This is a genomic window from Coprobacillus sp. (assembly GCF_984815275.1).
Genome location: NZ_CFJNYH010000062.1, coordinates 1 through 12,119, shown reverse-complemented (window position 1 = coordinate 12,119; position 12,119 = coordinate 1). Strand labels below are relative to the sequence as shown.

The window sequence follows — 12,119 nt, the reverse complement described above, 5'->3', positions numbered from 1 at the left end:
GACAATAGCAAGCTGCCAGTTCACTTCGGATATCCACACTGGATATCCTTTTTTTGTCTTTCCTTCATTTCCTATTTTGTTTTCATATTGAATAATAAAAAAACCTGCATTTTTGCAGGTTTTATGTTTTATTTATTTTTTAATAATGAAGCAGCTGCTTCATCAGCAATTAATATACAATCTGGATGATCTTGAAGTGCACTTGCAGGTAAATCAATAGTTTTAGGTGCTTCAGCCATTCCATAAACTGCTTTTGCTTTGCCTTCACCACAAGCAATAAGTAAAACCTTTTTTGCTGCCATGATATTTGCAATACCCATGCTTACTGCTTGAGTAGGTACATCTTCAATTTTTCCATCAAAGAATAAACGTGCGTTATCTTCAATAGTAGATTGTTTTAAATCAACTTTATGTGTTACTGAATCAAATGGAGTACCAGGTTCATTAAAACCGATATGACCATTAGAACCAATTCCTAATAATTGAATATCAATTGGATTTTCTTGTAAAAGTTTATTGTAAGATTCACATTCTTCATCAATATTCCCTTGACCTTTAGGAACATGAACATTTTCCATGTTAATATCTAATTCATTAAATAAGTTATGACACATAAAATAGTGATAACTTTGAGGATGTGATTGATCTAAACCAAAATATTCATCTAGATTAAATGTTTTAATATCTTTATAAGATGTTCCATTCTTTTTATGGTCTTCTCTCATTAATTCATACATTCTTACTGGTGTAGATCCAGTAGCTAAACCTAAATTTGCTTGTGGATTGCTTTTAACGATATCTAACATAATTTCACAAGCTTTTTGACTTGCTTCTTCATAATTTTTAACAACAATGACTTTCATTTTTGTCCCTCCTATATTTACTTACATTATATACCAAAGATATAAGAAATAAAAGGCTAATTTTCATAATTTGAAAATATAATATATAACTGATAAACCTATATGAAACGTGTATTTTTATTTTCTTTTATAATCACATGAAAGAGTTATAAAAAAGTGGAAACACATACATTTTAGTGAAATATTGCAATATAAGCCTTTATTTTATGGAGAAAATAAGGTAAAATAGGGTTCATATGGAGGTAGGTCAAAATGACAATGATAAAAGGTATTGCGGCATCTAATGGTATTGCAATTGCAAAAGCTTACAAATTAGTTATGCCTGATTTAACAGTAGAAAAAGTAACTGTTGAAGATGTAGAAAAAGAAATCAAAGCATATGAAAATGCAATGGAGCAAACTGCTAAGGATCTTGAAACAATTAAAGAGGCTGCATCAAAAAATTTATCAGCTGAAGAAGCAGCTGTCTTTGATGCACATGCATTAGTATTATCGGATCCAGAATTAAAAACTCAGGTTGAAGATAAAATTAGAAATGAAGCATGTAATGCAGCTGCTGCATTGGATGAGGTTTCAGCAATGTTTATTTCAATGTTTGAGTCTATGGGTGATGAGTATTTCAGAGAAAGAGCTGCTGACATAAAAGATGTATCACGTCGTTTATTAGCAAATTTATTAGGAAAACCATTACCTAATCCTGCATTAATTGATGAAGAAGTAGTCATTATTGCTGATGATTTAACACCTTCTGATACAGCTCAATTAAATAAAAATCTGGTTAGAGGATTTGCTACTAATATTGGTGGTAGAACTTCTCACTCTGCGATTATGGCAAGAAGTTTAGAGATTCCTGCAGTTGTTGCATGTAAAACAATCACTGATGATGTTCAAGATGGAGATATGATTGCTCTTGATGGTATTGAAGGTGTTGTTATGATTAATCCGGATGAAGCAACAATTCAAGAATATACAACAAAACGTGATGAATATAAAGCTTACCGCGAAGAATTAAAGAAATTAGTTAATGAAAAGACTGTTTCTACAGATGGTAAACATGTAGAATTGGTTGCAAATATTGGTTCACCAAAAGATCTTGAAGGTGTGAGAGAAAATGGTGGTGAAGGTGTTGGATTGTTCAGAACTGAATTCTTATATATGGAATCTGCTGAATTACCAAGCGAAGATAAGCAATATGAAGTTTATAAAGAAATATTAGAAGGTATGGCTGGTCATCCAGTTGTCGTGAGAACTCTAGATATTGGTGGCGATAAAGAAATTGAAGCCATTGACTTACCAAAGGAAATGAATCCATTCTTAGGTGTTCGTGCTATTCGTTTGTGTTTCCAAAGAGAAGATATCTTTAGAACTCAATTAAGAGCTTTATTAAGAGCTTCAGTACATGGTGATTTAAGAATTATGTTCCCAATGATTGCTGCTTTAGGTGAGTTTAGAAAAGCTAAGGGAATTTTATTAGAAGAAAAAGAAAAATTAATAGCAGAAGGTATTGCTGTATCTGATAGTATCCAAGTAGGTATTATGATTGAAATCCCTGCTGCTGCAGTTTTGGCAGATCAATTTGCAAAAGAAGTTGATTTCTTCTCAATTGGAACAAATGACTTAATTCAATATACATTTGCTGCTGACAGAATGTCTTCTGGTGTATCTTACTTATATCAACCATTTAATCCATCTATTTTAAGATTGGTTAAACATGTTATTGATTCTGCACATAAAGAAGGTAAGTGGGCTGGTATGTGTGGAGAAATGGCTGGTGAACCGTTAGCAGCTCCATTATTGCTAGGATTAGGACTTGATGAATTTTCAATGTCTGCTACATCAATCTTATCACAAAGAAAGTTAATCAGAGGACTTTCACAAGCTGAAATGGCTGAATTAGCTAATAAGGCTATTAACTGTGGAACAATGGAAGAAGTTGTTGAATTGGTAGAAGCAGCTACAAAATAATGAATAAAAACGTGGTTATAAATTAACCACGTTTTTAAATACACATTCTTCAATAATTTCTACAACATTTTTTAAAATTTCTTCATCTTTAAGTGTAAAACGATTATAGTATGGAGAATCAATATCTAGCACACCAATAACTTCATCATTGACTGTGATAGGTAAAACAATCTCACTACGACTCGCACTATCACAAGCAATATGACCAATGAACTGATGAACATCTTCAACACGGATAACCTTTTTTCTAAGGACCGCCGTTCCACATACGCCTTTTCCTATAGGAATACGCACACATGCAACTTTCCCTTGAAAAGGTCCTAAAACAAGTTCGTTATTTTCTATGAAATAAAATCCTACCCAGTTAATTTCTTGTAGGCTTTCATTGAGAAAAGCAGAGATATTGGCCAGATTTGCAATGACATTTGGTTCATCTTTTACAAGTGCATAAATTTGGTCTAAAAATAAATGTTTATTCATTGCTTTCACCTCTTATTTAGTATAACATACTCTTATGAGGTGGCAACAATGAAAATTAAAGAATTTATCAATTATGCAATGAATGAAGAACATCCTCAATATGCACTTGCGACAAAGAGAGAAGAAATAATCTATCAAAGAAGACATGATTTAAGAAGTGATTTTGGTAGAGATTATACTCGCATTCTTTTTTCACAAGCTTATCGTCGCTTAAAACATAAAACGCAAGTCTTTTTTGCAGTTGAAGATGATCATGTTTGTACAAGAAGTGAGCATGTGAATTTGGTGGAATCAGTGTCTCATACAATTGCTTATGAATTAGGATTGAATACTGAACTAACAAAGGCAATTGCAGTAGGTCATGATTTAGGACATGCACCTTTTGGTCATGGAGGAGAGACTATTTTAACACGTATAGCCAAAGAACACGGTTTAGAAAAGTTTTGGCATGAAAGAAATAGTTTGCATTTTGTTGATGATATTGAATTGTTGGAGGATAATGAGCATAATCAACATAATTTGAATTTGACATATGCAGTTAGAGATGGAATCATATCTCATTGTGGTGAAATGAATCAGAAATATATACAAAAACGAGAACAATATATTGATTTGCATGATTATAATTATGCAGGACAATTTAATCCATGGACATATGAGGGTTGTGTTGTGAAAATGTCAGATAAAATAGCGTATTTAGCTAGAGACATTGAAGATGCATTGAGACTTCGTGTTCTTACTGAAGAAAAAGTTGATAGTTTAAAAGAGTCACTTAACAGTATCAGTGATTATCAGTTTCATGCGATTAATAATGGATCGATTGTTAATTATTTCATTCATGACGTTATTGAAAATTCATCGGTAGAATGTGGGATTGGACTATCGGATGAAGCCTTTAAAATCATGAAAATGATTATGAAATTTAATTATCAAAATATCTATTTAATTAAAAGAGTTCAAATTCATAATAATTATGTTTCTTTAATATTAGATTCTATTTTTAATTTCATATATGATTATTCAAAAGCAGACAATATGATTTCAGCATTATTAAAAGATCAAAATCAATATCCTAAATTAATATCCCATTACTTAAAATGGCTTGATAAATATGCATATATTGAAAATTACCCAAGAAAAAAAGAATACATGAATAAAGTCGTTTATGACTTTACTCATGATTCTCATGCATTAGAAAAAAGTATTATTGACTATTTATCAGGAATGAGTGATGCATTTATCATTCAAGCATTTAATGAATTAATTTCTTTTTAATGAAAATGCTTTTTGACATTCATATGAATGATATCAATTTCTAAGAGCATTGTGTTTTGAAGCATTTGCTCATTTAAGTTTTTTGTAAATCCAGGTGTAAATCTTTGTAAGAAAGCTTCTAACAGAGCTTTCTTATTTTCTTTAACTTCTTTAAGGAAGCCATAAATATGTACACTTTGATGATTATGTGTAAAAACTTCTTTATGTATTCCTAAGTCATCTACAACATTATAGCATACCAGTTGATTTAAACCTTCAAGTTTATGCCCAGTATGACCACAATGAAAATAAATATGTCCATCTACTACAAAATGATTTAAACTTGTACAATATGGGACTTTAGAAGAAATGGCAAGTGTACCATAGTCAACCTTGTTTAAAATATTGAATCCATCATTATATGTCAGTAATTTACGTGGCTTTCTGATTGGAGGGATGGAATATTTTAAATAATCATGTTTATAAAAATCTTGATAGTTTGTATAGAGAATATTGTTTATGACTTGAGATTCTTCTTGATTATTCAAGACAAGAATATAATTATAATCACAATTCTTCAATAATTCTTTTGTATAGATATTTAATAAATTTTCAGTATATTGTTTTATAAGTTCTGTTTTCATCTTATGACTCCTTTTCTTCATTTTATAAGAAATAACTGTTCAAGTCTATGAAAATCTATGATAAAATAAAAATCAATGAAATGAGGTGTTCATATGCCAATTAAAATACCAGATAATTTACCGGCATCAAAAATATTGAAAGAAGAAAATATATTCGTGATGAATGAAACACGAGCTACAACTCAAAAAATCAGACCACTAAAATTATTGATCTTAAACATTATGCCAACGAAGATTATTACTGAAACACAACTCTTAAGATTATTATCTAATTCACCATTGCAGATAGAGGTTGATTGGATTCATATGGCTAGTCATGAATCTAAAAATGTTTCAAAAGAACATCTTTTAGCATTTTATAAAACATTTGATGATATCAAAGAAAACAGATATGATGGGCTTATTATAACAGGTGCTCCTGTTGAAAAATTGAAATTTGAAGAAGTAGATTATTGGGAAGAATTAACACAATTATTAGAATGGTCTAAAACACATGTATTCAGTAGTTTCTTTATTTGTTGGGCTGCTCAGGCCAGTTTGCATTATTTCTATGGTGTTTCCAAATATCTATTGCCACATAAATTAACAGGTGTTTATCAACATCATACCAATGTTGATAAAATGAAAAGAAAAATATTAAGAGGGTTTGATTATCAATTTTATGCTCCCCATTCAAGATATACATCTGTATCAAAAACGGATATAGAAAAGATAGAGCAATTAGATATTTTAGCAACTTCTGATGAGGCAGGGGTATATCTTGTTGCATCAAAAGATGGATCACGTTTCTTTATTACTGGTCATCCTGAATATGATCCAGACACATTAGATAAAGAATATAAACGTGATTTAGCCAATCCAAATATTAAGAGTGAAATGCCTAAGAATTATTATCTCAATGACGATATTCATCAAGAGATTCAAGTAAAATGGCGTTCACATGCATATCTTATATTCTCTAACTGGTTAAACTACTACGTTTATCAAGAGACTCCATATGATTTAGAAGAACTTAAAGAAAGATAAATGGGAATATATTCCATTTATTTTTATTTGTGTGAAATATGTGATAAAAAAATATCGTTATTAGTCAGAAAATAAGGGTATTTGATTGAACGAATAATAAAAATAATGTATAATTGAAAATGATATGACTCTAGGAAATATTAAAGGGAGGATGCTATTTTGAAATTAAAAAAAATAAGTTTTATAGGTTTATTAACAGTAACTTTATCTATTACAGGTACAATTTTAAATATAAAAGCAACAGATGAAAACAAATCACAAATTCATGGACCAGAAGTAACTGATTATTTTACAATTATAGATGAAAATGGAGCTTCTAAAATTGTATATTTTGATGATATTGAAAATGATGATTCGATTGCAAAAGAAATGGCAACTGAATATAACTTAGTTGTTGGAAAAGGTGATGACAAAGAAGTTGTTGCTACTTATGATAGTAAAGAAGACGCTCAACAGGCTTTAAATAAAAGAAAATATCTCCGTTCAAGTACAACTTATTCAGTTGAAGAAAAAAACAAGGCTGTGACATATGGTGTTGTTTATTTGAATGCAAAGTCATATGATGGAGAGAGTTATTTAACGTATGATAACGTTAGTAATCCTGGTTATGACGGTTATACAACAGGGAGTTATGCAAAAGATGCTGCTTATCTAGGGACTTTTAATGGTAAGGTAAGAGCTATGCAGGCTGGAGTCATTATGGATTTTGATTCTCGTGATGTCACTGTTATTGACTATTCAGCTGCTAATATTTCATATTATTATGTAAGCGATGGGTATTTATATCATAGATTTTATTATGGAAGTTCTAATAAATACAATACTTATAGAGTTGGATATAAGTTAAGCTATTTATCTGCTGGAAAAAAGTATTATAGTTATGATGGTCATTATTTCTATACAAGTTATCCAAATATGATTAAAGACTATCAAAATGGTGTCCATACAAATGCAGTTAATAAGTCTGATCCGTATTATAATTATTATCAGTATCTTTCTCATCGAACAACAACGAGTTTATCTGCTGGTCAAATCAATAGTATTGTTAATGATCATGTGGGGAGTAGTAGTTCCAAAATGAAAAATATGGGAAGTTATTTTATACAGTATCAAAATGCATATGGTGTTAATGGCTTGTTAATGTTGGGTGTATCTGGAAATGAAAGTACATGGGGAACAAGTGATATTGCAAAGGACAAGAATAATTTATTTGGGCATGGTGCAGTTGATAGTAATCCATATTATGGTGCACATGGATATGCTACTGCTTCAGATAGTATAAAGTATCATGCTGAGAAATTTATATCTAATGGATATCTAGATAATGAAGACTGGAGATATAACGGAGGCTATTTAGGTGATAAAGCAGGGGGAATTAATGTTCGCTATGCATCAGACCCATATTGGGGTGAAAAAGCTGCTTCAGTAAATTATTATTATGGTGTTGGTAATGATTATGGACGATATACAATGGGGATTATTAATGGCGTTCAAAAATCTTATAAATTATATAAAGAGGCGTCTTATTCATCACCAGTCATTCATACTTTAGGACAAAAAACAAATGGTGTAACAAGTCCGCGTACATATAACTTGGCAGTTGTTATTTTGGATACTGTCACTGACTCTGCTGGTAACAGATGGTATAAAATTCAATCTGATACAGCATTAAACTCTTCAAGAACTGATACTAATTGGGATGGCATATATAACTTTAGTAAGGATTATTATTTCATTCCTACATCAAATGTAACAGTTATTAATCAAGGGAACGTAAAAGTTCCATCATATTATACTGGCGATGTTAATGGAGATGGAAAAGTATCATCATTAGATTATATACAAATCAAAAATCATATTATGAAAACAAAAGTTTTAAGCGGTGATGCATTGTTAAGAGCTGATGTTAATGGAGATGGGAAAGTATCATCATTAGATTATATTAAAATTAAAAATCATATTATGGGAACAAATAGATTATTTTAGTAAGGAGAAAATAGATGAAAAAAAATAAAATAATTAAAGGGCTGCTTTTTTCAACGGTATTTGCTGTTTTGATGAATTTAAGCTGTCTTAATGTATTTGCAGCATCATTCTCAGTGAGTGCAAGTAAATCTTCAGTAACTCCTGGTGGAAAGTTTACTGTAACAATATCTGTTGGTGGGGCAGGCCAGTTTAATGTATCAGCATCAAATGGGTCAGTTTCAACAACTAGTGTCTTTGCTGATGGAAGTGCAAGTGTGACGGTGACTGCTGGGCAATCAGGTAAAACAACTGTAACTGTATCTGCTGTTGATGTAACAGCTACAGATGAAAGTCCTGTTACAGGAAGTAAATCTGTTTCAGTAAGTATAAAAAGTTCTTCAAATGGCGGTGGTAGTTCTTCAAATGGTGGATCTTCAAATGGAGGAAATTCATCTGGAGGATCAAGTGAAACGCCTAAGGAAGATACACGTTCTAAAGAAAATAATCTTTCTTCATTAAGTATCTCTTCTGGAACTTTGTCACCTGTATTTTCAGCTGATAAAACAACGTATAAAGTTGATTTAACAAGTGATATCAAAAAAATCACTATAAATGCTAAAGCTAAGGATTCTAAGGCATCTGTTTCTGGTACAGGAGAACATGAACTTAAAGTCGGTGAAAATAATTTTGTTATAACAGTTAAAGCAGAAAATGGATCAAAAAAAACATATACCATTTCAGTGTATGTGACTGAGAAACCTAGTGTTTTTTTGAAAATGGGTGATCAGAATTTAGGTGTTTTAAACGATTATTCTAAAGTGGATGTTCCCAAAGGATTTGAAAAAACAAAAATAACAATAGATGGAAATGAAATTTCTGCTTTGAAAAATGATACACTTGGGTTGACAGTTGTTTATCTACAAAACGAGACACAGGGAACTGGGTTTTATATATATGAAAATAATAAAATTGTAAGAAAATTTGAAACAATTACTGTTAATGGGAAACTTTATATTCTTATGGATGCTCCTCAAGACTTGAAAGGACTTCAGGGATTAAAGTCTGGAAATATAAAAATCAGTGAAGTGGAAATTCCAGGTTGGACATTTAAAGATAAAGATTTAAAAGATTATAGCGTTGTTTACTTAATGAACGAGTTAGGTGAAAAATCTCTTTATACTTATGAGGCTACGGAGCAGACACTTCAAAAATTTAAGGCTTCTGAGTCAGCTGATAATAGTGTTCTTACATATATTTTCATTGGAACAACTGTAGTATTTGCTGCTGGAACTGGAGTATTAGCGTATCTTTATTTCAGTTTTAAAAAGAAATCTATATCTGCCATAAAAGATTATTATGATAAAAAAAATCAAGGTGAGTAACCTTGATTTTTTATAACTTATGCTGTCTATAAAATTCTCTTAAATGAATTCTATCTTGTTCACTTAAATCTTTTTTCTTGATTCCTTGGATGGTAGCTTCTAAAGCAAGCAATCGATGGATACAAGCTGAAGAATCTATTTGTTGAATTCTTAGCCATGCTTCCTGGCTACCAATATCTTGTAATTGATCTAATGTATCAATTCCAACTTGATGAAGCTGTTTTTCAACAACTGGGCCAATATTAGGATATTCAGATAATTTTTTCATAGTTCTATTCCTCCAATTTCATATTTTCATATTCTTGTAAAGTTATAATAATATCGTTATATATCTGCTGATTTAAATACTCTTTTAATTCTGTAGGGTGAACGAATTTAAAGTCAGTATGTTCATCAGAAATAACAACATTATCATTTGTAGGAATTGTTAAGAAACCTATACCTACAGTTTGATAATGAGGACGTATAGCAGTGAATGTGTAGACTGGCTTTAATATTTTAATGTCCAAATTTGTTTCTTCTTTCAATTCGCGAGTTAAAGCTTGATGTGGTGTTTCTCCATATTCTAAACCACCACCAGGGAGTTCCCAATACCCTAGACCATCAGTCGATGGTTTGATTTTCTTAAGAATAAGGACTTTATGATTATAAATGACAATTGCTTTCACAGTTATGTGAAATCTGATATTTTCCATCTTTATATATCCTCCAATTACTCATATCATACCACTTTTTTATAAAATTGTATCGTTTTATTTGAATATTTGATATAATGTTTAATGAGGTGATTTTATGATCGATTTTTTTGAAGAGGCTAACAAGAGAAAAGAAGATATCATAGCTGATATTGAGAGGCTTTGTGAAATACCATCAGTATTGGATGAAGCGACGTCAAATGAAGGGCAACCATTTGGAAAGCCTTGCCGTGAAGCATTGGATCTTATGTTGTCAATAGGGGAAAGAGATGGTTTTAGAAGTGTTAATGTTGATGGGTATGCTGGTCATATTGATATAGGGGAAGATGAAGAAACATTTGGAATATTAGGACATTTAGATGTTGTACCCTGTAATGAACATGGATGGAATACTGATCCATATCATGTAACCATTAAAGATGGCAAACTTTATGGTCGAGGTGTTGCTGATGATAAAGGTCCTTTGATCGCTGGTTATTATGCTGCAAAAATCATACATGAATTAAACTTACCTGTAAAAATGAAAACAAGAATTATTTTTGGTTGTAATGAAGAAAATGGTTCTAAATGTATGCAATATTATTTTACAAAGCAACCATACCCTAAAATGGGGTTTACACCTGATGCTGAGTTTCCTGTTGTTTATGGAGAAAAAGCTGGAGTTAATTTCCAAATGAAAGGTGAGATAGAAAAAGATAATATTATAGGTATTTATTCTGGATCACGTGCAAATATTGTACCAGAGACATGTGAGGCTTATATTTCAGGTCATTATAAACAATATAAAGAGGATTTTATTCATTATTTAAATCAACAAGGTTTGCAAGGCTCTTTGGAAGAAGAAGGGAACCATACAAGATTGACATTAATTGGAAAATCAGCTCATGCTTCAACGCCAGATGCAGGAATTAATGCTGCAGTTTATATGTGTCATTATCTTGCAACTATTTCTGAGAACCAATTAGTGCATTTTGTTGATGATTGTTTTTATCAGGATAATTATGGTAAGAAACTTGGGATTGCATTTAAAGGTTTAATGGGGGACTTAACTGTTAACTTAGGTGTCCTTAATTATAAAGATGGATATGCGAGTTTAGTTGTTGATATGCGAGTTCCTCATGAAATGACAGATGAACAACTAACGATGCCAATCGTTCAACAGCTCAATAAATATGGGTTAGAAGAAACGCATGAGTTAGGGAAGGCTCTATATATTGACCCACAAAGTGATCTTGTCCAAAATTTACACAGTGCCTATGTTGAATTTACTGGTGATCATATTCATCAGCCTCAAGCGATTGGAGGAGGAACATATGCAAAATCTATGCCAAATTGTGTTGCGTTTGGTGTAGAATTTCCAGGTACTGATAATAAGATTCATCAGAATAATGAAGAAATATCTATTGATGATTTGTTGAAAGCAACTGCTATCTATGCGAAAGCACTTTACAATTTAATTAAGAAATAGGGTTTTCCCTATTTCTTATTGCTTATTTTATAGATATTATGTTATAATAATTAAGCGTCATGCAGGCGTGGTGGAATGGTAGACACGCTATCTTGAGGGGGTAGTGGACGTACGTCCGTGTGAGTTCAAATCTCATCGCCTGCACCAATATAATTTATAAATATATATAATTTTTTGATATTGCAGCTGTGGTGGAACTGGTAGACACGCTATCTTCAGGCGGTAGTGGATAATATCCATGTGAGTTCGAGTCTCATCAGCTGCACCAAATAGTTATCTAAGAGATAATTTATGAAATCTTTGTGATTTTGTGAATTGTCTCTTTTTTCGTTATATAAAGCGGTTTGAGAGACAATGAAAAGATATTAAATCAAATA

General features: G+C 31.3%; 11 protein-coding genes and 2 tRNA genes. 8 read left to right on the top strand and 5 right to left on the bottom strand.

Annotation, left to right across the window (positions count from 1 at the left end):
- Positions 1–128: 128 nt before the first annotated feature.
- Positions 129–863 carry a glucosamine-6-phosphate deaminase gene (gene nagB, locus AC5M21_RS15125; RefSeq protein WP_008790869.1) on the bottom strand — a complete coding sequence of 245 codons (735 nt, stop codon included), beginning with the start codon at positions 861–863 and terminating at the stop codon, positions 129–131.
- Positions 864–1,121: 258 nt separating this feature from the next.
- On the opposite strand from nagB, the gene ptsP reads away from it, so the two are divergent.
- Entirely contained in the window at positions 1,122–2,828 is a 1,707-nt protein-coding gene (gene ptsP / locus AC5M21_RS15120) for a phosphoenolpyruvate--protein phosphotransferase (protein ID WP_345893111.1), read from the top strand.
- A 15-nt stretch (positions 2,829–2,843) separates the two neighbouring features.
- Here ptsP and AC5M21_RS15115 read toward each other — a convergent pair whose 3' ends face one another.
- Positions 2,844–3,308, bottom strand: a complete 465-nt coding sequence (locus tag AC5M21_RS15115; protein WP_008790871.1) for a GAF domain-containing protein — start codon at positions 3,306–3,308, stop codon at positions 2,844–2,846.
- Between the two features lie 48 nt (positions 3,309–3,356).
- On the opposite strand from AC5M21_RS15115, the gene AC5M21_RS15110 reads away from it, so the two are divergent.
- Positions 3,357–4,583, top strand: coding sequence for a deoxyguanosinetriphosphate triphosphohydrolase family protein (locus AC5M21_RS15110; RefSeq protein WP_054690403.1), 1,227 nt, complete (start codon positions 3,357–3,359; stop codon positions 4,581–4,583).
- Here the strand turns inward: AC5M21_RS15110 and AC5M21_RS15105 are convergent.
- Positions 4,580–5,206, bottom strand: a complete 627-nt coding sequence (locus tag AC5M21_RS15105; RefSeq protein ID WP_054325588.1) for a pyridoxamine 5'-phosphate oxidase family protein — start codon at positions 5,204–5,206, stop codon at positions 4,580–4,582. The two genes, AC5M21_RS15110 and AC5M21_RS15105, sit on opposite strands and share 4 nt — an antisense overlap.
- 93 nt (positions 5,207–5,299) lie before the next feature.
- On the opposite strand from AC5M21_RS15105, the gene metA reads away from it, so the two are divergent.
- The 3 genes from metA to AC5M21_RS15090 all read left to right on the top strand — a co-directional run bounded on the left by metA (position 5,300) and on the right by AC5M21_RS15090 (position 9,579).
- A complete protein-coding gene (gene metA, locus AC5M21_RS15100) occupies positions 5,300–6,232 on the top strand; it encodes a homoserine O-acetyltransferase MetA (protein ID WP_054325587.1) in 933 nt (310 codons plus the stop codon).
- A gap of 159 nt (positions 6,233–6,391) precedes the next feature.
- Positions 6,392–8,218 carry a dockerin type I domain-containing protein gene (locus tag AC5M21_RS15095; RefSeq protein WP_117599177.1) on the top strand — a complete coding sequence of 609 codons (1,827 nt, stop codon included), beginning with the start codon at positions 6,392–6,394 and terminating at the stop codon, positions 8,216–8,218.
- A gap of 14 nt (positions 8,219–8,232) precedes the next feature.
- Positions 8,233–9,579: a cadherin-like beta sandwich domain-containing protein gene (locus tag AC5M21_RS15090; RefSeq protein WP_117599178.1), complete on the top strand. Its 1,347-nt coding sequence runs from the start codon at positions 8,233–8,235 to the stop codon at positions 9,577–9,579.
- Between the two features lie 10 nt (positions 9,580–9,589).
- Here AC5M21_RS15090 and AC5M21_RS15085 read toward each other — a convergent pair whose 3' ends face one another.
- Positions 9,590–9,847 carry a TfoX/Sxy family protein gene (locus AC5M21_RS15085; protein WP_008790877.1) on the bottom strand — a complete coding sequence of 86 codons (258 nt, stop codon included), beginning with the start codon at positions 9,845–9,847 and terminating at the stop codon, positions 9,590–9,592.
- Positions 9,848–9,851: 4 nt separating this feature from the next.
- Complete coding sequence (locus AC5M21_RS15080) at positions 9,852–10,274, bottom strand: NUDIX hydrolase (protein ID WP_008790878.1); 423 nt, start codon at positions 10,272–10,274, stop codon at positions 9,852–9,854.
- Between the two features lie 97 nt (positions 10,275–10,371).
- On the opposite strand from AC5M21_RS15080, the gene pepV reads away from it, so the two are divergent.
- The 3 genes from pepV to AC5M21_RS15065 all read left to right on the top strand — a co-directional run bounded on the left by pepV (position 10,372) and on the right by AC5M21_RS15065 (position 12,010).
- Positions 10,372–11,742 (top strand): dipeptidase PepV, encoded by a 1,371-nt coding sequence (gene pepV, locus AC5M21_RS15075; protein ID WP_117599179.1) that lies wholly within the window; start codon positions 10,372–10,374, stop codon positions 11,740–11,742.
- Between the two features lie 61 nt (positions 11,743–11,803).
- A tRNA-Leu gene (locus AC5M21_RS15070) sits at positions 11,804–11,889 on the top strand.
- Positions 11,890–11,924: 35 nt separating this feature from the next.
- Positions 11,925–12,010, top strand: a tRNA-Leu gene (locus AC5M21_RS15065).
- Positions 12,011–12,119: the final 109 nt, after the last annotated feature.

Excerpts from the sequence above, each read along its gene's own strand:
- AC5M21_RS15105 (WP_054325588.1), bottom strand. The coding sequence starts at position 5,206 with ATGAAAACAGAACTTATAAAACAATATACTGAAAATTTATTAAATATC.
- ptsP (WP_345893111.1), top strand. The coding sequence starts at position 1,122 with ATGATAAAAGGTATTGCGGCATCTAATGGTATTGCAATTGCAAAAGCT.
- AC5M21_RS15115 (WP_008790871.1), bottom strand. The coding sequence starts at position 3,308 with ATGAATAAACATTTATTTTTAGACCAAATTTATGCACTTGTAAAAGAT.
- AC5M21_RS15080 (WP_008790878.1), bottom strand. The coding sequence starts at position 10,274 with ATGGAAAATATCAGATTTCACATAACTGTGAAAGCAATTGTCATTTAT.
- pepV (WP_117599179.1), top strand. The coding sequence starts at position 10,372 with ATGATCGATTTTTTTGAAGAGGCTAACAAGAGAAAAGAAGATATCATA.
- AC5M21_RS15085 (WP_008790877.1), bottom strand. The coding sequence starts at position 9,847 with ATGAAAAAATTATCTGAATATCCTAATATTGGCCCAGTTGTTGAAAAA.
- metA (WP_054325587.1), top strand. The coding sequence starts at position 5,300 with ATGCCAATTAAAATACCAGATAATTTACCGGCATCAAAAATATTGAAA.
- AC5M21_RS15110 (WP_054690403.1), top strand. The coding sequence starts at position 3,357 with ATGAAAATTAAAGAATTTATCAATTATGCAATGAATGAAGAACATCCT.
- nagB (WP_008790869.1), bottom strand. The coding sequence starts at position 863 with ATGAAAGTCATTGTTGTTAAAAATTATGAAGAAGCAAGTCAAAAAGCT.
- AC5M21_RS15090 (WP_117599178.1), top strand. The coding sequence starts at position 8,233 with ATGAAAAAAAATAAAATAATTAAAGGGCTGCTTTTTTCAACGGTATTT.